The sequence below is a fragment of the Amycolatopsis sp. NBC_00345 genome (assembly GCF_036116635.1).
Taxonomy (GTDB): Bacteria; Actinomycetota; Actinomycetes; order Mycobacteriales; family Pseudonocardiaceae; genus Amycolatopsis.
Genome location: NZ_CP107995.1, coordinates 8,052,107 through 8,073,322, shown reverse-complemented (window position 1 = coordinate 8,073,322; position 21,216 = coordinate 8,052,107). Strand labels below are relative to the sequence as shown.

Below are 21,216 nucleotides of genomic sequence, written 5' to 3'. Positions count from 1 at the left end.
TGGAGGCGGGCCCGGCACCGCGACGCTGATCAGCCGAAGAAGCCCCGCCTAGGGTTCCGGATGACCAGCGCGCCTCCGTGGACGCGGCCGGTGAGGACGTAACGCGGGGTGCCCGCGCGGCCGTTGCTGCCGGTTTTGTCGTCGAGGGAGCCGAACTTGATCTCGGTGATCGAGTTGTAGTCGACGGCGGCGGTGGGCGGGATGACGATCTCCACCGAGCCCCACTTCGAGTCCAGCTCGATTTCGACCACCGGGGTCGACGTGCGGGCCTCCGTGAAGTCCAGCTTCGTGCTGCCGTACTTGTTGCGCACCAGCAGCGCCGCCGGGACCTCCCACGGGCCGGCGCGGTGCAGCGACGAGTACTTCGCGTTCAGCTCCATCCGCTGGCCCGGCGCGTACGAGCGGGTGTACGAGGGCATGTCCGGCGCCGCGTACGGAGGCGGCGCGGCCTCCGGGTGCGTGAGGCCGGGCAGGTCGGCCAGCACGGCGTTCAGCTCGCCACGGGTGCGGGACGCCAGCGCGCGGTCGGTGCGCTCGGTGAACTCGTCGAGGTTGAGCATGCCGAGCCCGATCGCCTTCTGGAGCACGCCGACGACGTGCTCGCGCTCGTCGTCGGAGACCCGGATGTCGCGCGCGGTCAACGGCTTGGTCTCGGTCGCCGTCTCCGCGGTAGTTGTCTCTTCCTCACCCATGGTCTTGATGGTAGAACTCGAATTCGCCAGCCAGATCGGGGAAAAACCCTGAACAGACCCGTAATTCGTGCCGGCGCCGCCCTCGCCGCGGCGGGCCTCCTCCTGGCCGCCTGCACGAACGGGACTCCCGCACCCGCCCCGGCCCCGAGCTCGTCGACCGAGCCGACCAGGCCCACCGAGCCCCCGCCCACCGGCCTGGACGGCGGGCCTGCCCGGATCGACGTGCAGCTGCTGCTCGCGACGTCCCCGCCGACCGTGTTCGACGGCGACACCGGCGCGAAGGGCAGCGTGCCCGGCCTCCCCGGCGGGAATCGGCTGGTCGGCGTGCAGCGCGTCGGCCACACACCCGTCATCCAGACCGCGCCCGAGTGCCAGGGCAACACCTGCGACCCCGACGAGGTCTACGCCTACACCGGCCCGGCCACCACGCCGGTTTCGCTCGGCCGGGCGTTCAGCGTCGCCCCCGGCGCGGACAGCGACAGCGTGTGGCTGATCCGCCAGGACAGCCCCGGCAACTGCCGTCTCCAGCACGTTTCGCTCGCCGGCGGCGCGCTCGGCCCCGGCACCGTGGCCAGCTGCCGCACGATCGTCCGGCAGGAGACCTCGCACGGGCTGCTGATCACCGTGGACAACGGCACCGCCGAGACGGTCGACGTGCTGATCGACCCCGCCACCGGCCGTTCCGTGCAGCAGGCCCCGCGGATCCTCGCGGCCACCGGCGACCGGCTCATCCTCGACGGCCTCACCGAACTCACCGTCGTCGACCTGCGCGACGGCCACAGCGCCAAAGTCGCGCCGCCGCTGGTGCAGTCGACGCCGTACGTGCTGCCGAACCGCGACGGCACCCTCGCCGCCGTCGACTTCGGCACGCCCTCCTGGCACAGCACCGACATCCAGACCCGCGACCTGTGGCTGCTCGACCTCGGCGACCTCACCTGGCTGCAGGCGCCGTCGATGCCTTACACGACTACGCACCTCAAGAAGTCCGGCCTCGACTGGTCCCCGAACGGCGACCTGATCCTGGACGACGGTGTTGTCGCGGCCTGGCACCCCGGCGAGCCCGCGTGGCGGCTGGGCGCGGCGAAGATCCCCGACGCCCAGCAGTTCCCGGGCGTCTCGACTTCCTGAAACGTCCTGAACTTCAGTCTTCGTCGAGCCCGTGCTCGATCGCGTACCGCGCCAGCTCGACGCGGTTGTGCAGCTGGAGCTTCCGCAGCGTCGACTGCACGTGGTTCTCCACCGTCCGGTGCGAGAGGACCAGTCGCTCCGCGATCTGGCGCGCGGTGAGCCCCTTCGCGACGAGCCGCAGCACGTCCGTCTCGCGCTCGGTCAGGCGCGGCGGCTCGGCGCCGCCATCGGGCGCGTCGGCCATCCGCCGGTACTCGCCCAGCACCAGGCCGGCCAGCCCCGCCGTGAACACCGGGTCGCCGGCGGCCGTGCGGTGGACGGCGTCCACCAGCTCCGCCACCGACGCCGACTTCACCAGGTAGCCGGACGCGCCCGCCTTCACCGCCTCCAGCACGTCGCTGTGCTCGCCGCTGGCCGAGAGCACAAGCACCTTCGTCTCCGGCAGCGCCGTCGTGATCTCGCGCGTCGCCGCGACCCCGGACGTCCCGCCGAGGTTGAGGTCCATCAGCACCACCGACGGCCGCACCGTGCGCGCGATCCGGACGGCCGCGGGCGCGTCGGCCGCGGTGGCCCGCACGTCGAAGCCGTTTTCGGCCAGGTCGCGCGCCACGCCGTCGCGCCAGATCGGGTGGTCGTCGACGACCATCACCGTGATCGTGCCGTCCGTCATCGTTCGCCCCTCGTTGTGCTCGGCACCCGCACTTCCCACTCCGTGCCGTTGCCCGGAGCGGTCTCCAGGGCCGCGGTCCCGCCGAGATCGCGCACCCTCCCCCTGATGGACTCCACCACACCCAGATGCCCCAGCCCGGCCGCGCGTTCCAACCGTCCGGCGGGAATTCCGGGGCCGTCGTCGCGGATGCTCACGACCACCTCCGTGCCGAGGTCCTCCAGCAGGACCCAGGCGTGCGCGTCCGGCCCCGCGTGTTTCTCCACATTGGACAGTGCCTCGCGCGTGACGGCCACCAGCTCCTCGGTGACGTGTGTCGCCAGGTCGACGGTGCCCGCGGGCGTCGAAACCTGTACCGACGACGTGGCCAGCAGCTGCAGCGCCGACCGCAGGTCCGAGAAGCCGCCGCCACCGCCCGCGCTCGCCCACGTCGGCTCCGTCGTGACGAGCGCGCGCAACGCGATCTCTTGCTCCCCAGCCAGTTTCGCCAGCTCCGCCGCTTCGCCGCCGACCTCGAGGCCGCGCCGCCGTACACGCGCGAGGACCTGGAGCACGCTGTCGTGGATCGAGCGCGCGAGCCGTTCTCGCTCCGCCGTGGCGGCTTCGGTGCGCAACGCGCGCGCGAGCGCTTCCGCCGAACGCCGTGCCGTCGTGGCCGCCATGCCGATCAGCAGCCCGCTCGCGCACAGCAGCACACCGTCGCGGGCGACGTCGAGGTCCAGCTTTTCCCGCGCGAAGCCGGTGCCGACGGTGACCACGAGCCCGGCCAGCACACCGCCGCCCGCCCCGAACCGCGTCGCCGCCGCCAGCGGCCCGGCGGCCGCCCATACCGTGGTGATCAGCGGGGTCGCCGCCGCGTACTGCGCGGGGGACAGGATCAGCGGCGAGGTGAGCATCAGCGCCGTGGTGACCACGACGTCCAGCACCACGAGCCAGGTCCACCGGCTCGACGCGCGCCAGTACGCGACGCTGGTGGCCAGCGACCAGACGCCCATCGCGGCGACCACCGCCCACGCGAGCCAGGGCCGTTCGAACTCGGCGCGGTGCCCGATGACCACGGCCAGCGCGAAGAACCAGGTGAGCACCCGCAGCAGCACGACCGCGCGCCACAGCGGGGTCGCCGGGTCACGGGTGGCCGGCGAGGTCACTTCTTCTCGTTGTCCTTTTCGCCGCGGGCCGTCGCCTCGGCCTTGTCGTCCGGGCCAGGTTTGGCGTCGTTGGGCTGAGCGGCCTGGGAGTGCAGCGCGTCGACGGTCGCCGGATCCGGGTCGTGCTCGTGCAGCAGCGAGCGGATGCCGGCGTTGAGCACGGCGAGCAGCGGCACGGCGAGCAGCGCGCCCGCGATCCCCGCGGCCACCAGCCCGGTGGCGATCGCCAGCACCACGGCCAGCGGGTGCAGCCGCACGGCGCGCCCGAGCAGCAGCGGCTGCAGGATGTGGCTCTCCAGCTGCATCACGCCGATCACGATGGCCAGCACGATGACCGCGCCGATGAAGCTCTTGGTGACCAGCGCGATCAGCACCGCGACCCCGCCGGCGAGCACGGCGCCGATGATCGGGATGAACGCGCCGAGGAACACCAGCGTCGCCAGCGGGATCACCAGCGGCACGCCGACGATCCACAGGCCGATGCCGATGCCGACCGCGTCGACCACCGCCACCGCGGCCGTCGCGCGGATGTAGCTGACCAGCGACGCGAACCCGCGCCGCCCGGCGACGTCGACGCGCTTGCGCACGCGCGCCGGCACGCCGCGCACCAGGAACGAGTAGATGTGCTCGCCGCCGGCCAGGAAGAAGATCGTGACGAACAGTACGAGCACGAAGCCGGTGAGGATCTCGCCGATCGTGCCGGCCGTGGTCAGCGCCGTGGTGGTGAGCGACGACTGGTTGTTCTGGATGAAGCCGATCGCCTGGTTGATGAAGTCCTGGATCTGCTCCTGGCGCAGGTGCAGCGGCCCGTTGATCAGCCAGTCCTTGATCTGGTTCAGGCTGTTGTTGAGCTGCTCCTGCAGCTGCGGGAGGCCGCTGGAGAACTGCGTGATGACAAACGTGAGCAGCCCGCCCAGCACGGCCAGGCCGGCGATCAGCACGATCCCCGTCGCGAGCCCGCGCGGGAACCGCCAGGCCACGAGCTTCGACACGGCCGGCGCCATCAGCGCCGAGAGCAGCAGCGCGATCGAGACCGGGATGACCACCGCGGAGAGGTAGCCCATCAGCCAGACGACCGCGTACAACGCGGCGATCACGACGATGAACCGCCACGCCAGCGCCGCCCCGACGCGCAGGCCGCGCGGGATCAGTCCGGTGACGTCGGTCTCTTCGGTGAGAAACGGTTGTTCGCGCCGTTCGCGCCCAGTCTGGCTCACGAGATCAACCGTATCGGTCCCACCGACAATTCCGGGCGAAACGGCGACGTCCGGGCATCGGCGCGTTCCGCGCTTCGCCCGATAGGACGCTTGACAGACCGACTCCGGAGTAACCCGGCCCCGCCAGTGCCGATCACTTTTCGTGAGAGTCGAACACACTCTGTGTTGTTCACACGATGGTGGCATCAAGCCGTGTCAAGGGTGCGCGGCGGCGGTAGCTGCTGGTTGTCTCGGTTCCGCAACCACCGGTGGGACCCAGTTGAGGAGAAGCACGAGTGATGAACGCGGCGAACGAGGGACGGGACGCGATGCGCGTCGGCCGTCTCGCTTCGCGTGCGCTCCTCGTGCTCGGTGGTGCCGTGGCAGCGACCGCCGCCGCGTGGGCCGTCTCCTCCGCCGCCGCGTCCGCCGACACCAACAGCATCGAAGCCGGCGGGGTCAGCGCCAGCGTCACGCCGGTCACCGACGCCACGGTCGCGAACCTCGGCGACGTCACCCACGGCGTTTCGGACTTCACCGGCGAGGTCGCCGGTGCCGCGGTCGGCGCGGTCAACTCCGTGAGTGCCTGCGAGCAGGACGCCACCACGTGGTCCGAGCCCGGCACCTCGCGCCCGATCTGCCCGCTCGACCCGCGTGACCACATCGGCGGCCCGCACACCGACCAGGTCCGGACCGCCGCCGACCACGAGGTGTCCGGCCGCGTCAGCGACGCCGTCACCGACCTCGGCCAGGAGGCCGTCCTCCACCCGGTGCAGCGCACCCTCGGCGCGGCCGAGCACATCGCGCGCAAGCCGGAGGACACCCGCCAGGTCATCGAGCAGGCCGTCACCCCGTCGCCCGAGACGCAGGACTTCGGCCGCAAGGTCCTGGACCTGCTCGAGCCGGGCCAGAACGGCAAGCTGGTCGACCTGCCCGCGCTCCCGGTCCCGCCGGTCGAGCCCGCGGCCCCCGACTCCGCCGCCACCGGGATCACCGGTGACCCGGCGCAGAACCTCGGCGCAGCCGCGGTTTCCACCACCGACGCCGTTCGCGCGATGTTCCCGCTCTCGGGCCTCCCGCGTTTCGACGTCCCGGTCGACAGCACTGGTGCCTCCTCGCACGGGGACCACCACAACCTGCCGCCGGCGCCGCTGTCCCCGGGGCAGCTTCCGATGGCTCCCCCGAGCATCCCGACTGTCCCCGGCGGCGGCAGCACCGCCCCCGGTGGCCACCTCGACGTCCTGAACTTCGGTGTCCCCTCGTGGGTCACCGCGGCCGTCGACAGCGCCGTGGCGGGTTCGACCCGCGCCGGTGTGCGGCACACGCCGCTCAGCCCGGGCAACCAGCCCGGCGTCACTCCTGACTGATTCACCTCACCCGCGGGGTCGTTGACGCGCCCTGAAGCCAGGCACCTTTTCGCGTGCCGGCCCGGCGTCACCGACTGAACCCGCGGGTTTCTCGCGTGCGCACTTTCCGCGCCCGCCGCCGCACCACCCCCTCCGGTGCGCTGCTCACTGTGCGAGATCGCACGAGCGCACCCCCATAAGCCCGCAAGGGAACCCGAAATGAAGGAGAAAAACCCCATGCAGACCTGGGCAAAGCGCGGACTCCAGACCGCGTTGGTCACGGGTGGGTTGTTGATGCTGGGCACCGGCATCGCCTCGGCCGACGAGAACGTCAACCCTGACACCCCGGCCTCCCCGCTCGACCTGAACGCCACCGTTCCTCTCGATGCGGCTAACAACGCGATCGGCACCCCCCTCGGGCAGCTGAACGTCCCCAGCTACCACAGTGTGATCAGCACCAAGCCGGTCACCTCCGCCGTCAAGGACGCGCTCGCTTCGGCGAAGTCGCCCGCAGGCGCGGCCAACCTGACGGACAGCCTGCCGAAGGCCGACGCGCCGCGGCAGCTCACGCCGACCAACGACGCCCTCAAGGGCAACAAGGTCTCCGGCGACGTCGTCGTCCCGATCCAGGTCGTGGACAACGCGGTCGGCGTGATCGGCGACGCGCACGTCGACGGCACCTCGCACGACCAGAGCTGGTCGCACAACCAGGACATCGCGACCGACGGTAAGAACTCCGGCCTCGCGGGCAACGTCGTGGCGCTGGACTGGGCCCTGCCCGTGCAGCTCGCCGGCAACGGCGTCGGCGTGGCCGGCGGCAGCGGCGCGGTGCACGGCGGCTCGGCCACCCAGAGCGCGTCCGAGACCGGCAACATCGACACCACCGGCAAGGGCTCCGGCCTGTCCGGCAACGTCGTCGCGGGCCAGTTCGCCACCCCGGTCCAGGTGACCGGCAACGCGATCTCGTACCTGCTCGGCAACGCGTACAGCTCGTACGCCGCTGACACCTCCGCCACTTCCGGTGGCTCGATCAAGAGCAATGGCAAGGGCGGCGCCGGCACGGGCAACGTGGTGGGCGCCCCCATCGCGCTGCCGGTGAAGTTCAACGGCAACGCCGGTGGCGTGTGGGGCTCGGACGCCGACACGGCGTCGAACTCCTCGGCCGACGCGAAGGCCGGCGACAAGCGGCCGGGCAGCCTGGCCGGCACGCCGACCTACATCGAGACCGACGGGGACAACTCGTTCCTGGCCGGCACCGCCGCCGCGGCGCAGCTCAGCCCGGTCGCCAACGTCGCCGACGTGGCCGCCTCGTGGATCGGCAACGCCACCACCGGCCAGGCCATCGACCGCGACAGCACGGTCGGCGCGACCTCCAGCACGGTGGACTCGGGCGGCTTCGTCAAGACCTCCGGTGACAACGCGGCCGGCTCGGCCAACGTGGTCGACCCCGCCGTCGCCCTCCCGGTCGACGTCTGCGGTGTCGGCGCGACCTACATCGGCAACTCCCACGCCGCGTGCGACAACACCGTCGACGCGAACGCCGGCAACGGCAGCTACACCCGCGGCAACGGCTCCGTGCTCGGCGCCAACGTCGTCAACACCCAGGCCGCGGGCGCGCCCGAGGTCTACGGCATCGGCGCCAGCCACATCGGCAACGCGTCGGGCACGGCCAACGAGGACAAGACCGTCACGGCCGGCGGTTACGACGGCAGCCAGGGCAACGACTCCTCCGGGTCGGGCAACATCGTCCAGGTGCCGGTCGGCGTGCCCGCCGAGGTGTTCGGCGTCGGTGGCTCGTTCATCGGCCAGGGCTCGGCCGAGGCGCACGAGACCAAGGTCGTCCAGGGCGGCGGCGGCGGGAACACCGCCGACGACAACGGCTTCCTGAGCTCGAACCTGGGCACCGTCCCGGCGTCGCTCCCGGTGCAGGTGTTCGGCACCGGTGCCGCGCTGCTGGGCCAGGGCCACGGCAAGGCCTCGACCGACACCACCTCGGGCGCCGGCGGCGACGTGCACGCGAGCGGCCCGAACGGCGCCGGCGCGGGCAACATCGTCGAGGCCCCGGTCTCGCTGCCCGTGCAGGGCCACGGCATCGGTGGCGCCGTCGGCGGCATCGGCACCGGCTGGGCCGACAACCTGACCGACTCGAAGGCCGGCGGCGACGCCAGCACCGACGGTAAGGGCGGCGGCATCGCCGGCAACATCGTGAAGGCGCCGATCGGCGGCGCAGTCACCCCGTTCGGTGCCGGCATCGCGGGTGCGGCGCTGGGCCACGGTGGCGGCACCAACGACATCACCTCGACCGCGGGCGGCAGCTCCCTGACCAACGGTGACGCAGGCGCGGTCGCCGGCAACATCGTCGGTGCGGACGCGGAGCCGGTGGCGCAGGTCATCGGTGACTCGGTTTCGGCCGCGGGGGTGTCCTCTTCGGACGCCACCAACAGCACCTCGGCGACGACCGCCGGTGACGACACCACGTCGGGCGTCGAAGGCGCCGTTTCGGGCGACCTCATCGACTTCCCGATCACCGCGGTGCCTTACGTGACGGACGACGCGGTCAGCGCGGCCGGTGTGTCGCACGCTGTAGGCGACAACATGATCACCGCCACCAACGGGGGCACCCCCACCACCGATGGTGACGGCAGTGCGCTGTCCGGCTACGACTTCTACCACGCCCTGCCGGTCGACGTGCCCGTCTTCGGTGTTCCGCTGGCGCTGCTGGGCACCGCGACCTCGGAGGGGACCGACTCCACCGATCTGACGGAGCCTTCGCTCGACGCGCCGCTCGGCGACGAGATGGCCGTTGACCAGCTCCCGGCGCTGCCGAACCTGTCGCAGGGCCTCCCGGCGCTGTCCGGCGGTTCCGCGATGCCGCAGCTGCCGGCGATGTCCATGCTGCCCATCCCGGGTGCGGAGCGCGCCGACCTGCCGCAGGTCAGCGGGCTTTCCGCGCTGGAGCAGCTGCAGCAGCTCAAGGGTGCGGGTGCGCTCCCGTCGCTGACCGGTCTGGGCAACGGCGTGCACGCGCCGGCGCTGCCGGGCCTGCCGGGTGTTCCGGCCCTGCCCGGCACCCCCGGGCGGTCCGACGCCTCGACCCTGCCGACCCTGCCGGCGGTCCCGGCTCAGCTGCCGGTGAAGGCCTCGCTGCCGACGCTGAGCCAGCTGCCCGCCGTGACGGCGCTCCCGGCCCTGCCGGGCGTGCCGACCACGATGCCGGCCCAGGTGCCGGCCGCCGGTCTGCCCGCGCTGCCGGCTCTGCCCGGTGTCCCGGCCCTGCCGGCCGCGGGCCTGCCCGCGCTGCCGACCGCGGGTCTCCCGGCCCTGCCCGGCGTCCCGGCCCTGCCGGCCGCGCAGGTTCCGGCGCTGGCCGGCATGGACTCGTCGCCCCTGGGCGCGATCCAGAAGCTGGCCGCGAAGGTGACCGGCTTCTTCAAGAAGTGAACAACTAGCTAGACCCGGAACGGGCCCAGAAGCAGCCAGCTTCTGGGCCTGTTTCCTTGTCCGCTCAGGAAAATTCGAGTGAGCGCTTCGCGAGGCCGTACCAGAACCCGTCGATCACGGTGCGGCCCGAGCCCTCGGTGGAACTGGCGCCGAGCGAGACGAAGAGCGGCGCGAAGTGCTCGATCCGCGGGTGCGCGACGGCGGCGGCCGGGGCCTTGTGCCGGAAGTCGAGCAGCGCGTCGACGTCGCCGGCGCGCACCACTTCGTCGCCCCATTGGTCGAACTCGGCGGACCACTGCGGCGGCGTGCCGCCGGTGCCGTCGACCTGGCGCAGGGCGCTGAGGTTGTGCGTGAAGAAGCCGCTGCCGATGATCAGCACGCCCTCGTCACGCAGCGGCGCGAGCTTGCGGCCGACGTCGAAGAGCACCTGCGGGTCGAGCGAGGGCATCGAGATCTGCAGCACCGGGATGTCGGCGCCGGGGTACATCTCGACGAGCGGCACGTACGCGCCGTGGTCCAGCCCGCGCTCCGGCGCGTCGTGCACCGGCGTTGTGGTGGAGTGCAACAGCTTCCGGACCTGGACGGCCAGCTCGGGCGCGCCGGGCGCGGCGTACTTGACCTGGTAGTAGCGCTCGGGGAAGCCCCCGAAGTCGTAGACCAGCGGGACGGTGGTGGTCGCCCCGAGCGTCAGCGGCGCCTCTTCCCAGTGCGCCGAAACAACGAGGATCGCCTTCGGCCGCTGCAGGTTCGCGGACCAGCTCGCCAGCTGCCGGGTCCACGTCGTGTCGTCGGCGAGTGGCGGCGCACCGTGGCTGAGGTATAGGACCGGCGTTGTCGCCATCGTTGCCTCCAATATTTGAAACTTCAACTATCAGAGTACGCGACATCGGCCGGGTCCGGGATATTCCCCGGCCGGTGGTCGCGCCGCGCTTGCGCCGTTCGAGAGCCCTCCCCTACGTTCGGCTGACAGTCGCTTTAGCTCTCACTCGGCCGAAGTGAGCCCCCTGCGCCGTTCGGGAGACCTCGCCATGCCGGACATCGATGCCGTTGTGTTCGACGTGCTCGGCACGCTCGTCGACGAGCCTGCCGGGATCCGCGCCGGCATCCGGAACCTGGACCCGTCACTCGACGACGCCCGGGTCGAGCAGCTTTTGCTGGTGTGGCAGCGGCACATCGACCGCGAACAACAGCGCATCCTCGGCGGCGACCGGCCCTACCTCCCCAGCGACGTCCTCGAAGAGGAAGCGGCCCGGCTAATCGCCGACGCGGCCGGGGCCGACGATCCGGCCGCGGTGGCGGCGCTGGCCCGGTCCGGCCGCCGGCTCCCGCCGTGGCCCGACACCGTGGCCGGGCTCGCCCGGCTCGCCGAGCGGTTCCCGCTGATCGGCCTCTCCAACGCGAGCCGGACCGCGCTACTGGGACTCAACGCCCACGCCGGACTGCGCTGGCACCAGGCCCTTTCCGCGGAAGAGGCCCAGACCTACAAGCCGGACCCGGCGGTCTACCAACTGGCCGTCACCGTCTCCGGAAGGCCGCCGGAACGGCTGTTGATGGTCGCCGCCCACGCCTGGGACCTGCGTGGCGCGCAGGGCCTCGGCCTCCGCACCGCCTACGTCGCCCGCCCCATCGGCGACCCACCTACCTCCTCGGACCGATTCGACTGGCACGCCGACGGCCTGGCCGACCTCGCCGATCAACTCGAGAAGGCCTGATTCACGGCGGCACTGGAATGGTTGCCCGCCCTCGCCGTCGCCGCCTACGAGATGTACACAACCTCGGCGGACGTCGCCCAGCACCTGTGGCGGCGCCTGCGGCTCATCGCGGTTGAAGACGTGGGGATGGGCCTGGCCCTCGGGCCGGTGCTGATCGAGTTAGTCGTGCGCGAGGTCGACGAAGCGGCTGTAGTGCAGCTGGTGCGCGACGACGATCGTGCTGGTCGGGCCGGCACGGTGCTTCGCCAGGATCAGGTCCGCCTCGCCGGCGCGGGGGTCGTCGCGCTCCCAGGCGTCCGGGCGGTTGATCAGGATGACGATGTCCGCGTCCTGCTCCAGCGAGCCGGACTCACGCAGGTCGGACAGCATCGGCTTCTTGTCGGTGCGCTGTTCCGGACCACGGTTCAGCTGGGAGATCGCGATCACCGGTACCTCGATCTCCTTCGCCAGCAGCTTGAGCTGCCGCGAGAACTCCGAGACCTCCTGCTGCCGCGACTCGACGCGCTTGCCCGACGTCATCAGCTGCAGGTAGTCGACGATCACGAGCTTGAGGTCGTGCCGCTGCTTGAGCCGCCGGGCCTTCGCGCGGATCTCCATCATCGTCATGTTCGGCGAGTCGTCGACGAACAGCGGCGCCTCGGAGACCTCGCTCATCCGCCGGGCCAGCCGGGTCCAGTCGTCGTCGGACATCTTGCCACCGCGCATGTCGGCGAGGCGGATCTTGGCCTCGGCCGAGAGCATGCGCATGACGATCTCGGTCCGGCTCATTTCCAGCGAGAAGATGACGCTGGTCAGGCCGTGCTTGATGGACGCCGAGCGGACGAAGTCCAGGCCCAGTGTCGACTTGCCGACACCGGGACGGGCCGCGACGATGATCATCTGGCCGGGGTGCAGGCCGTTCGTCAGCTCGTCGAAGTCGGCGAACCCGGTCGGGATGCCCTGTGACTGGCCGCCGCGGGAGGCGATCGCGTCGATCTCGTCCATGGTCGGCTGCAGCAGGTCTTCGAGCGCGACGTAGTCCTCACTCGTGCGCCGCTCGGTGACGTCGTAGATCGCGGCCTGCGCGCGGTCGACGACCTCGTCGATGTTGGCGCCGTCGGCGGCCGCCGCGCCGTAGCCGTACTGCACGATCCGCGTGCCAGCCTCGACGAGCCGGCGCAGCACCGCCTTCTCGGAGACGATCTCGGCGTAGTAACCGGCGTTGGCCGCGGTGGGGACAGTCGCGATCAGCGTGTGCAGGTACGGCGCGCCGCCGACGCGGCCGAGCTCGCCCCGCCGTTCCAGCTCAGCCGACACCGTGATCGGGTCGGCGGGCTCGCCGCGGCCGTAGAGGTCGAGGATGCAGTCGTACACCGCCTGGTGCGCGGGCCGGTAGAAGTCGCCGGGGCCGAGCGCCTCGATGACGTCGGCGATCGCGTCCTTCGACAGCAGCATGCCGCCCAGCACCGACTGCTCGGCCGCGAGGTCCTGCGGCGGCTGGCGGTCGAAGCCGCCGGACCCGGGGTCGCTCGGACCCGGGTCGGACTCCGCGTACGCCGGACCGCGGTCGTCGGTCACCGCCACCGCCCCGGACACCTCCTCGGCCGACCGCAACCCGGCCGGCTCACACGTCACTTCTCGAACAGGTCATGTGTCGAACCGCCCTGCACCGACCCGCGCGTCGAAACCCGAGTCATGCGAACACCAGTTCGATTATGCCGGATCCTCCCCGGCTTTCCCAGTCGTCCGCCGAACCCCTCCTGATGATGTACGGCGTCCCTCTCGCCGATGGACTGCCACGCCGGGCGCCACCGTGAGTACTGGGCGACAGCGAACGCTAGATCCCTCATTAGGAGCAATGCAATTCCGGGTGTTGACCGTCCTGTGGACAACTTGTGGATGACTGGGGGCAACCAGTCACAGGTAGCCGATGTGCTGTGGACAAGTTGGGGACAAGGCTGATCGGCTTGAACAGAACCGCAGGTCAAGCCCTGTGCAGAGACTGTGGAGAACTTTGTCGAAACTCGTCCGGCGTGTCGCGCCCGGCGCGTCGTTCGGCGTGTCGCGACTGACCCGGTTCAGCCGCCTGTGGATGAATGCTACGGAGCGTAGAGCCATGACACGGTGGGCTGAACGGACGACGGGGGGCGGCAGCACCGGCCGTCCCGCTGCGCTGCGTAACCGCTGAGTGAGAAGCCGCAGGTAGGAACCCCGCAGGGGGCGCCGGGCACGAAAACCGGGTGGGGTTCACCCGCCGGCCATTTTGACTTGGCACGGCGGAAACCCCACCCGGCGTAGTGCTGTCAGGTCAGCCCAACGCGCTCTGCGCGTTCCGGATCCGCTCCCCGATCACCTGCGGGGTGCCCGGCGTGAACACCACGAGCGAGTCGTCCCGCCCCGGGCGTTCCTCCATCAGCCAGCGGCCTTCGCTCACGTCGATGAAGTTGAGCGGCCGCGGGCTCCGGCGCCGCCGGCCCCCGTTCGGCCGCGCCGCGACGTACAGGCTGCCGGCCCCGGTCCGCGGCGCCTTGAGGATGCGCTGCATCTCCTTGAGCGGCGAGAGCTGCTCGCCCCGCCCCGGCGCGGACCGCATGATCGAGCGCTGGGTCTCGTCCTCCGCGGACGCGGCCCGGCCGCTCTCGAACTCGGCCTTGCTGGTCACCAGCGGCTGCCCGGTGGCGCCCCGGCCCTGCGGGATCATGTCGAGGAAGGTCTGCAGCAGCAGGTCGGGACGCTGCCGCTGGACCGTCACGGTGTCCTCGCCCGCGATCTTGATCAGGCCGAACCCGCCGCCGCTGCCACTGCCGACGAGCACGGAGTAGTTCGCCGGGCTGCCGTCCTCGAACTCCCCGTCGAACCAGCCGTAGTACTCCAGCTGCGGGTGCGAGATCGACTCGACGAGGCTCAGCAGGTCCCGGTCCATCCCGCGCGCGCCCATCAGGCCGTTCTCGGTCAGGACGGCGTTGACCTGCTGGTCGAGCGCGCGCTCGGCGGTCTCGTCGTAGAAGGTCGGCACGTCGGAGAACGTCTGGTGCGCTTCACCGCCCCGGCGCTTGATCAGGTTGAGCAGCGTCGGGACGGTGAACTTGGTGGGGCGGTCCAGAGTGATCACGTTTCCAGGCCTCATTCACCGATGACAGGAGGAACGGTCAGCTCATCGGAGCCGAACAGCTCGTTGGGGTCTTCCTCGACGAGGTACTTGGTCTCGTGGTCCTCGTCGCCGGGGCCCTTGCCGCCCTTGCCGCCGCCGCCCATGCCGCCCATGCCGGACGCACCGGCCCGGCCGGCCGTGCCGCCGCCCGCGGCACCGCCACGGATGCCACCGGCTCCGCCCTCACCGACTCCGGCGCCACCGCCGGCCCCGGTCATCGCACCGCCGCCGCCGAACCCGCCTGGCCCGAAGCCGGCCATTCCGCCGATGCCCGAGCCCGAGCCGGCTCCGCCGCCACCGGGGCCGAAGCCACCGCCGCCGCCACCGCCCGGCCCGAAGCTCGAGCCGCCACCGGGGCCGAAGCTGCTCGGGTCAAGGGACGGAGGCACGTAGCTCGACGCCGACGTGGTGTCCGATCCCGGGGTGTAACCGGTGGGCAGGTTCGAGGTCGGGTCACCGATGTGGCCCGGCCCGTTGGGCAGGTTGCCGGTCGGCACCTTGGTGTCGAACTTCGGCGGCGTGTTCCCGATGTTGGGCGGGGTGAAGCTCCCGCCGCCACCTCCGCCGCCGGCCCCGTTGAACCCACCGCCACCGCCGCTGCCGGGGCCGCCGGGGAACTTGCCGCCGCCACCCGGGGGGTTCGACAGGTTGTTGCCTGTCCACGCTTGGTACTGCGGCAGCCCGCCGGCGTTGGTGCCGCTGGCGTTGTAGTAGTTCGTGTAGGCCTGGACGTTGGCCTTGCCGACCTCGTTGTACTTGTTGATCTGGTCGTCCTTGTCGCTGAACGGGTTGACCCCGTCCAGGAACCCCGCGGACGGCGGGTCCTTCGCGATCTCCTGCACGCTCTTGTGCACGGTGCCGAAGCTCTCGACCTGCGTGTTCAGGTACGTGTGGCTCTTCTGAAGGTTGCCGGCCGAGGCGTCCAGCCAGATACCGAGCGGGTGCGCGCCAGCCTGTGCGGCGGTCGCACCACCACCCTGCCAGGCGGCGTCCATGTTCTTGTTGAGCTGGTCGATCTGTGTGACGCGGTCGGCATGCACCTGCTGCAGCGTGCCGGCCGCGGCCACACCCTGGTCGAGGGACTGCGAGTTGCCGGGATTGATCTTCTCCCAGATCGTCCTGGCGTCAATCGACCGCCCGCCGACGTTCGCTTCGGCGTTCTGCGCTTCCGGACCGCCGCTGAACAGACCGACCAGGCTGCCGGCGAGGGCGCCTACGCCGGCGCCGACCGCAGTGCCGAGGACCGGAACGACCGACCCCACGGCGGCACCAACCCCTGCACCAGCCGCGGCGTACTTCAGTTCCTTGCCGACGGTGTTGGCATCATTCCCCATGATGTGCCACTCCTTCCGAGGCTCTTGGGCTCATGGTGATCACGACTTCAGGTGTGCGATCATCGCGATCGCGAAATTCTTCGCGATCCCGCACGGGTCGCTCTTGCCGACCCCGATGCTCGGGATCACGGAGACCGCCAGCTGATCGGTGACGCCGACCCAGAGCGTGCAACTTCCTTCGGTGCGGGCGTCCTGGATGTCGGTGAACACGCCCGGGTAGCCGTTGATGTCGACGGGCTCGAAGTACACGGAGTTTGGCTTGTTGCTGTAGATGTCGCTGATGCCACCGGTGTTCTGCGGCAGTGCTTTCAGCGCGATCTGGTCCTGCTCTGTCTGTGTGTACTTCCAGGTGCAGCCGGGTATGGCGCTCGTGCTGCGATTAGTGCCGGGCGAGCGAAGGCTGATCTGGGCCGCTTCCGCGGCGGTCAGGGTGCTGCACGGGTCGGTGAGCAGAGCCTGGGTGGGTAGCGGCGCCGGTACCTTCGGCCCGGCGCCCGACGAGCTGCTGCTCGGGCTCTGGGACGGCGAAGGGCTCTCGGAGCCGCCGTTGCCGCCACCGCAGGCGGTAAGCAGGCCGAGGGCAGCGACGGTCGCAGCAGTGAGCCGGACGGTGCGGGGCAACATGAGGTAGCTCAGGCTCCTTAACCTTTTTTGCCGAGGGAATCGCGGTTCTCTTGTTCGGTCACGGTGATCTTGTTCTTGGCAGCCTTGAGAGCGGTGATGTAGTTGTTCACGTACTGAACCATCTTGTGGTGCTGGTCGAGCAGGGTCTGCCCGGACGGGTTGGCACCCTTGTCGATGAAGTCGTTGCTGGCGGGCTCGTCGGCCGGCCGCTTGACAGTGGCGATGACCCGGGCGTTCGCGAGGTCATCATTGAGGTTGTCGAGAAGGTCCTGCCACTTCGTGATGACCGAGTCGACCTCGTCCGCACTGAACTTGTACCCGCCGGCCGGGCCGTAACCGCCGACCTGGATCGGTGCTGGTGGTGGCACTTCGGCCATGGTCCAAGACCCCCTTAGCTACTTCCCGCTCCCCAATTGGCGAGATCAGCAACTTGGATGGTAACTCAACGCGGTTGGTTCCCGCTGGCGGTTCGGAAAGTACGGAAAGCCAGGGTCGGCCGCTTGGTTAAGCACCCGAACGGGTGAACGCGGAAGCAGTGCGACTCCCGGGCGATGGTCATGCTGCGCCCTTCAGATGTTGGATCATCGCTTCCGCGACGTTCTGCGCGATAGCGCAGGTGTTCGACTTGGCGTCCTCCGAGGCGATCTGGGCGTTGACCGATGCGGCGAGCTGGTCGGTGATCCCGACGAAGATCGTGCAGTTCCCCGAGGGACGCCCGTCGCGGATATCGCTGAAGACGCCCGGATACCCGGCAACAGTCACGGGCTCGAAGTACGCGGCGTGCGCCTTGCCGGCGTAGATGTCGCTGATGCCGTTCTTGTTCCCCGGCAACGAGCCGGCGAAAAGGAGGTTGCCGTCGTTCTTCTTGGATACCCAACGGCAGTCCGGTCCGACGCTCGGGTTGCCGGCGCTGTCCGACTTCGTCCCCGCGCCGGCGAATCCGAGCGCCTCGAACTGGCTGGGTGCAATGACCGCGCAAGGATTCGAGAGCAGATCGCCGGTGGGCAGTGGGGCTGGGACCTTGAGGTTCGCGGCCACGTCGGCGCTTGACGGAGCGGGCGCCGCGGACGGCTTGTTGGCGCTGTCGGTCTTGCTGCCGCAGGCGGTGAGCAGGCACAGGGCGCCGAGTGCGGCGCTGGTGAGCTGTACGGTGCGGGAAATGCGCACGGGGAATCCCCTCATTCTGTACTGAAGCGACTCGGATGCTAACCCAGCGTGGCTGGCCCCGCTGCCGGTTTGGGAGCTCCGGGGAGCAACAAAAGCGGGGCGCCCTGAAGAGGGAGCGCCCCGCTTTCGACGGCGGAACGGCGTCAGTTCGCGACGGCCTGGGTGTCGATGTCGACGGTGTTGGCGCCATTCCCCAGGACGTGCGCTTCTCTCGAGGTTCGTGGGCTCGTGGTGATCACGACTTCAGGTGCGTGATCATCGCGGTCGCGAACCTTTTCGCGACACCGCACGGGTCAGTTTTGTTCGCGCCGACCCCGATGTTCGGGATCACGGAGACCGCGAGTTGGTCGGTGATGCCGACCCAGAGCGTGCAGCTGCCGTCGGCGCGCGCGTCCTGGATGTCGGTGTATACGGCCGGGTAGCCGTTGATGTCGACGGGCTCGAAGTACGCAGCGCCGGTCTTCTTGGTGTAGATGTCGCTGATGCCGCCGGTGTTCTGCGGCAGAGGCGTCAGCGCGATTTGGTTCTGTTCTGTCTGCGTGGCCTTCCAGGTGCAGCTGACCAGGTTGCTCGTGTCGTCTTTCTTGCCGGGCGAGCGAAGGCCGACCTGGGTTGCTTCCGCGCTGGTCAGGATGCTGCACGGGTCGGTGAGCAGGGCCTGGGTGGGCAGAGGGGCGGGCACCTTCGGTCCGTCGGCCGACGAAGTGCTGCTCGGGCTTGGGGACGGCGAAGGGTTCGACGAGCCGCCGCAGGCGGTGAGCAGGCAGAGGGCGCCGAGTGCGGAGCCGGTCAGCTGCACGGTGCGGGAAATGCGCACGGGGAATCCCCTGTTCTCCTGCTGTGATGGTGGACCAGCCGAAACGCGAAAGCGGGGCGCCCCCTGTAGTTGGGGAGCGCCCCGCTTTCGAACCGTGGAGCAGGCGTCAGTTAGCGACGGCCTTGACCTCGAGGCGGACGTCGACCTTGACGTCCGGGTGGAGGCGGGCGCCGACGGAGTGCTTGCCGACCGTCTTGATGTGGTCGCGCAGCTCCAGGACGCGCTTGTCGAGCAGCGGGCCGCCGGCGGCCTTGATCGCGTCGACGATCTCGCCGGCCGTGATGGAGCCGAAGAGCTTCTTCGAGCCCTCCGCCGCCTTGCCGGTCAGCGGGATCGCGCCGAGACCCTCGAGCGTCGCCTTGATTTCCTTGGCGTGGTCGAGGTCGCGGATGCGCCGGGACTCCTGTGCGCGCTTGATGGTGCGCACGTTCTTCTCGGCACCCTTGCTGGACGCGATCGCGTAGCCGCGGGGCAGCAGGTAGTTGCGGGCGTAGCCGTCCTTGACCTCGACGATGTCGCCGGGGCCGCCGAGGTTCGCCACGTCCGTGGTGAGAATGATCTTCGCCATGACGAGCCTCCTCAGCGGGCAGTCGAGGTGTAGGGAAGCAGGGCCATCTCGCGCGAGTTCTTCACCGCGATGGCGATGTCCCGCTGGTGCTGGCTGCAGTTGCCGGTGACGCGACGGGCACGGATCTTGCCGCGGTCGGAGATGTACTTCCGCAGCAGGTTGGTGTCCTTGTAGTCGATCAGCTCCGGGCGGCCCTTCTTCTCGGCCTTGCAGAAAACGCAGACCTTCTTCTTGGGCTTACGGATGGGTGGCTTGGCCACTGTCTACTCCTGGAATCAAATCTTGGGGTAATGAATACGAGATCAGAACGGGGGCTCGTCGGCGAAACCGCCGCCGCCGCCACCTGCGGGAGGAGCGGAGCCCCACGGGTCGTCGGCGGGCGCGCCGCCTCCGCCACCGCGGTTGCCGCCGCCGCCACCGCCGAAGTCACCGCCGCCACCGCCACCGCGGCTGACCTTGTTGACCTTCGCCGTGGCGTAGCGCAGCGAGGGCCCGATTTCGTCGACTTCGAGCTCGACGACGGTGCGCTTCTCGCCTTCCTTGGTCTCGAAGGACCGCTGCTTGAGCCGGCCCTGCACGACCACGCGGGCACCACGGGTCAGCGACTCGGCGACGTTCTCAGCCGCCTGGCGCCAGATGTTGCAGCGCAGGAACAGCGCCTCGCCGTCCTTCCACTCGCCCGACTGGCGGTCGAGGGTGCGCGGGGTGGACGCGACGGTGAAGTTCGCGACCGCCGCACCGGACGGGGTGAAGCGCAGTTCCGGGTCGGAAGTCAGGTTCCCGATCACCGTGATGACGGTGTCTCCAGCCACGGATGGCGTCCCTTCGGATCAGGCCTTGGCGGCAGCAGGGGCAGCGGCAGCGGGGGCCGCGGCAGCAGCAACAGGCTTGGCCGCGGCGCGCTTGACCTCGCGGCGCATGACCTTGGTGCGCAGGACGGTTTCCTGCAGCGACAGCTGACGGTCGAGCTCCTTGACGGCGTCCGCGTCGGAGTTCAGGTCCAGCAGCGCGTAGATGCCCTCGGCGTGCTTCTTGATCTCGTACGAAAGGCGCCGACGGCCCCAGACGTCAACCTTCTCGACGCTTCCGCCCGAAGTGCGGATCACGTTGAGGAAGTTGTCCAGCGTGGGGGCCACCGTGCGCTCGTCGAGCGTGGGGTCCAGGATGACCATTACCTCGTAATGGCGTGACATAACCACTCACCTCCTATGGGCTCGCGGCCACGGACTGTCCGTAGCAGGAGGGTTTGCCGCAGGTAAGCGTACGCGGGGGTACCGACAGTCCCGCGCGGCGGGTGGGCCAGGCGGCGTCAGGAGGCCCGGCGCAGCACCCAGGTGCGCACCAGCCCCGCCGTCACGCCGGCGAGCACGATCACCGCGAGCAGCATCGGCAGCTGGACTTCGCTCGCGCTGCCCGGCGTCGCGAGCGACTGGGCGTTCCCGGCGTTGCGGATGTCCGGGCCCTGGCCCTGGCTGTTCATCTGCTGCTGCGGGGCCGAGGCGTCACCGGGCAGGGTGCCGTTGGCCGGGTAGCGGATGCCGGGGGCGATCGCCGTGCCCGGCGTCGCGGTGGGGATGCCGTTGTAGTCGCGCTGCGGCGCGGTGCCGCCGTTGCTGCCCGGGACGAGGTTGGCGAGCGGGGCGCCGCCGGTGCCCGGGTTCGAGGACGAGCCGTTCGACGGGCCGCTGGTCGGCGTCGAGGACGACGGCGCCGTGTAGTTCGTGGCGAGCGTGGTCAGTGTGCAGGCCGACGCGACCTTGTTCTTGATCGCGGTCAGCACCTGGTTCTGGGTGCCGCTGGTGATGCCGAGGCCGCTAGAGCCCTTCAACGCGGTGGACACGGCCGTGCCGATCGCGTCGCCGCCGATGGTGCCGCCCGCGGAGTCCGGGATCTGGCCGACGTCGAGGTTTCCCTTGCCGGCGATGGTGTTCGCCAGCGCGTCCGGCCACACGGTGAGGAAGTTGAAGAGGCTGACCTGCTCCTGCGCGGCCTGGCGGACGACGTCCTTCACGGCAGCGCCCGGCAGCGCGACGCTGTCGCCCATGCTGCCGCTCACCGAACCCTTGCAGGTGCCGGCCAGCGTGGTCGCCGCCGAGGCGGTGCCGGAGCCGAGGAACGCGCCGCCGGTCACCAGGGCGGCCAGAGCGGTGACAGTCAGTGCTCGACGGGTTCTCTGCCAGGTGGGGGTCTTCCGCACGAGCCGTGTTCTCACGAGCTTGGTCCTCCAAGGTCCGGGGCGTCGGCCA

At 70.3% G+C, this 21,216-nt stretch carries 21 protein-coding genes; 4 read left to right on the top strand and 17 right to left on the bottom strand.

Going from position 1 to position 21,216, the window contains the following annotated elements; translation table 11 throughout:
* Positions 1–29: 29 nt before the first annotated feature.
* The gene (locus tag OG943_RS36455; RefSeq protein ID WP_328605461.1) at positions 30–692 is read right to left on the bottom strand and encodes a DUF1707 SHOCT-like domain-containing protein; all 663 of its coding nucleotides are present in this window, start codon (positions 690–692) and stop codon (positions 30–32) included.
* 222 nt (positions 693–914) lie between these two features.
* Between OG943_RS36455 and OG943_RS36450 the strand changes: the two genes are divergently transcribed.
* On the top strand, positions 915–1,820 hold the full coding sequence (locus tag OG943_RS36450; RefSeq protein ID WP_328605460.1) for a hypothetical protein: 906 nt from the start codon (positions 915–917) through the stop codon (positions 1,818–1,820).
* Positions 1,821–1,833: 13 nt separating this feature from the next.
* Here OG943_RS36450 and OG943_RS36445 read toward each other — a convergent pair whose 3' ends face one another.
* The 3 genes from OG943_RS36445 to OG943_RS36435 are packed head-to-tail and all read right to left on the bottom strand — an operon-like array spanning position 1,834 to position 4,852.
* Positions 1,834–2,490, bottom strand: a complete 657-nt coding sequence (locus OG943_RS36445; RefSeq protein ID WP_328605459.1) for a response regulator transcription factor — start codon at positions 2,488–2,490, stop codon at positions 1,834–1,836.
* Positions 2,487–3,635, bottom strand: a complete 1,149-nt coding sequence (gene macS / locus OG943_RS36440; RefSeq protein ID WP_328605458.1) for a MacS family sensor histidine kinase — start codon at positions 3,633–3,635, stop codon at positions 2,487–2,489. Before macS ends, OG943_RS36445 begins: the two co-directional genes overlap by 4 nt.
* Positions 3,632–4,852, bottom strand: coding sequence for an AI-2E family transporter (locus OG943_RS36435; protein WP_328605457.1), 1,221 nt, complete (start codon positions 4,850–4,852; stop codon positions 3,632–3,634). The genes macS and OG943_RS36435 overlap by 4 nt, the downstream gene beginning before the upstream one ends.
* A gap of 278 nt (positions 4,853–5,130) precedes the next feature.
* On the opposite strand from OG943_RS36435, the gene OG943_RS36430 reads away from it, so the two are divergent.
* Positions 5,131–6,198, top strand: a complete 1,068-nt coding sequence (locus tag OG943_RS36430) for a hypothetical protein (RefSeq protein ID WP_328605456.1) — start codon at positions 5,131–5,133, stop codon at positions 6,196–6,198.
* 216 nt (positions 6,199–6,414) lie between these two features.
* Positions 6,415–9,618: a beta strand repeat-containing protein gene (locus tag OG943_RS36425; protein WP_328605455.1), complete on the top strand. Its 3,204-nt coding sequence runs from the start codon at positions 6,415–6,417 to the stop codon at positions 9,616–9,618.
* 64 nt (positions 9,619–9,682) lie between these two features.
* Here OG943_RS36425 and OG943_RS36420 read toward each other — a convergent pair whose 3' ends face one another.
* Positions 9,683–10,459: a dioxygenase family protein gene (locus OG943_RS36420; protein ID WP_328605454.1), complete on the bottom strand. Its 777-nt coding sequence runs from the start codon at positions 10,457–10,459 to the stop codon at positions 9,683–9,685.
* A 187-nt stretch (positions 10,460–10,646) separates the two neighbouring features.
* Between OG943_RS36420 and OG943_RS36415 the strand changes: the two genes are divergently transcribed.
* The gene (locus OG943_RS36415) at positions 10,647–11,330 is read left to right on the top strand and encodes a haloacid dehalogenase type II (protein ID WP_328605453.1); all 684 of its coding nucleotides are present in this window, start codon (positions 10,647–10,649) and stop codon (positions 11,328–11,330) included.
* Between the two features lie 159 nt (positions 11,331–11,489).
* Here the strand turns inward: OG943_RS36415 and dnaB are convergent, their stop codons facing one another.
* From dnaB to OG943_RS36355, 12 genes are all read right to left on the bottom strand, one after another.
* On the bottom strand, positions 11,490–12,893 hold the full coding sequence (gene dnaB / locus OG943_RS36410) for a replicative DNA helicase (protein ID WP_328605452.1): 1,404 nt from the start codon (positions 12,891–12,893) through the stop codon (positions 11,490–11,492).
* A gap of 724 nt (positions 12,894–13,617) precedes the next feature.
* Complete coding sequence (locus OG943_RS36405; RefSeq protein ID WP_328605451.1) at positions 13,618–14,421, bottom strand: ESX secretion-associated protein EspG; 804 nt, start codon at positions 14,419–14,421, stop codon at positions 13,618–13,620.
* Between the two features lie 11 nt (positions 14,422–14,432).
* The gene (locus tag OG943_RS36400) at positions 14,433–15,794 is read right to left on the bottom strand and encodes a hypothetical protein (protein ID WP_328605450.1); all 1,362 of its coding nucleotides are present in this window, start codon (positions 15,792–15,794) and stop codon (positions 14,433–14,435) included.
* Positions 15,795–15,833: 39 nt separating this feature from the next.
* Positions 15,834–16,418, bottom strand: a complete 585-nt coding sequence (locus OG943_RS36395) for a DUF3558 domain-containing protein (protein WP_328605449.1) — start codon at positions 16,416–16,418, stop codon at positions 15,834–15,836.
* A 17-nt stretch (positions 16,419–16,435) separates the two neighbouring features.
* Positions 16,436–16,795, bottom strand: coding sequence for a hypothetical protein (locus tag OG943_RS36390; protein WP_328605448.1), 360 nt, complete (start codon positions 16,793–16,795; stop codon positions 16,436–16,438).
* Between the two features lie 178 nt (positions 16,796–16,973).
* The gene (locus OG943_RS36385; protein ID WP_328605447.1) at positions 16,974–17,585 is read right to left on the bottom strand and encodes a DUF3558 domain-containing protein; all 612 of its coding nucleotides are present in this window, start codon (positions 17,583–17,585) and stop codon (positions 16,974–16,976) included.
* A 235-nt stretch (positions 17,586–17,820) separates the two neighbouring features.
* Entirely contained in the window at positions 17,821–18,402 is a 582-nt protein-coding gene (locus tag OG943_RS36380; protein ID WP_328605446.1) for a DUF3558 domain-containing protein, read from the bottom strand.
* Positions 18,403–18,508: 106 nt separating this feature from the next.
* The gene (rplI, locus tag OG943_RS36375) at positions 18,509–18,970 is read right to left on the bottom strand and encodes a 50S ribosomal protein L9 (protein WP_091624600.1); all 462 of its coding nucleotides are present in this window, start codon (positions 18,968–18,970) and stop codon (positions 18,509–18,511) included.
* 11 nt (positions 18,971–18,981) lie between these two features.
* Positions 18,982–19,230 carry a 30S ribosomal protein S18 gene (gene rpsR / locus OG943_RS36370; RefSeq protein ID WP_003098744.1) on the bottom strand — a complete coding sequence of 83 codons (249 nt, stop codon included), beginning with the start codon at positions 19,228–19,230 and terminating at the stop codon, positions 18,982–18,984.
* Positions 19,231–19,272: 42 nt separating this feature from the next.
* Positions 19,273–19,782, bottom strand: a complete 510-nt coding sequence (locus OG943_RS36365; protein ID WP_328605445.1) for a single-stranded DNA-binding protein — start codon at positions 19,780–19,782, stop codon at positions 19,273–19,275.
* An 18-nt stretch (positions 19,783–19,800) separates the two neighbouring features.
* Positions 19,801–20,163, bottom strand: coding sequence for a 30S ribosomal protein S6 (rpsF, locus tag OG943_RS36360; protein WP_328605444.1), 363 nt, complete (start codon positions 20,161–20,163; stop codon positions 19,801–19,803).
* Between the two features lie 116 nt (positions 20,164–20,279).
* Entirely contained in the window at positions 20,280–21,182 is a 903-nt protein-coding gene (locus OG943_RS36355; RefSeq protein ID WP_328605443.1) for a hypothetical protein, read from the bottom strand.
* Positions 21,183–21,216 lie beyond the last annotated feature (34 nt).

What these genes read in the sequence shown, in the direction of transcription:
- rplI (WP_091624600.1), bottom strand. Translation starts at nt 18,970, where the DNA reads ATGGCGAAGATCATTCTCACCACGGACGTGGCGAACCTCGGCGGCCCC.
- OG943_RS36430 (WP_328605456.1), top strand. Translation starts at nt 5,131, where the DNA reads ATGAACGCGGCGAACGAGGGACGGGACGCGATGCGCGTCGGCCGTCTC.
- rpsF (WP_328605444.1), bottom strand. Translation starts at nt 20,163, where the DNA reads ATGTCACGCCATTACGAGGTAATGGTCATCCTGGACCCCACGCTCGAC.
- OG943_RS36445 (WP_328605459.1), bottom strand. Translation starts at nt 2,490, where the DNA reads ATGACGGACGGCACGATCACGGTGATGGTCGTCGACGACCACCCGATC.
- OG943_RS36420 (WP_328605454.1), bottom strand. Translation starts at nt 10,459, where the DNA reads ATGGCGACAACGCCGGTCCTATACCTCAGCCACGGTGCGCCGCCACTC.
- OG943_RS36390 (WP_328605448.1), bottom strand. Translation starts at nt 16,795, where the DNA reads ATGGCCGAAGTGCCACCACCAGCACCGATCCAGGTCGGCGGTTACGGC.
- OG943_RS36395 (WP_328605449.1), bottom strand. Translation starts at nt 16,418, where the DNA reads ATGTTGCCCCGCACCGTCCGGCTCACTGCTGCGACCGTCGCTGCCCTC.
- OG943_RS36415 (WP_328605453.1), top strand. Translation starts at nt 10,647, where the DNA reads ATGCCGGACATCGATGCCGTTGTGTTCGACGTGCTCGGCACGCTCGTC.
- OG943_RS36400 (WP_328605450.1), bottom strand. Translation starts at nt 15,794, where the DNA reads ATGGGGAATGATGCCAACACCGTCGGCAAGGAACTGAAGTACGCCGCG.
- OG943_RS36425 (WP_328605455.1), top strand. Translation starts at nt 6,415, where the DNA reads ATGCAGACCTGGGCAAAGCGCGGACTCCAGACCGCGTTGGTCACGGGT.
- OG943_RS36455 (WP_328605461.1), bottom strand. Translation starts at nt 692, where the DNA reads ATGGGTGAGGAAGAGACAACTACCGCGGAGACGGCGACCGAGACCAAG.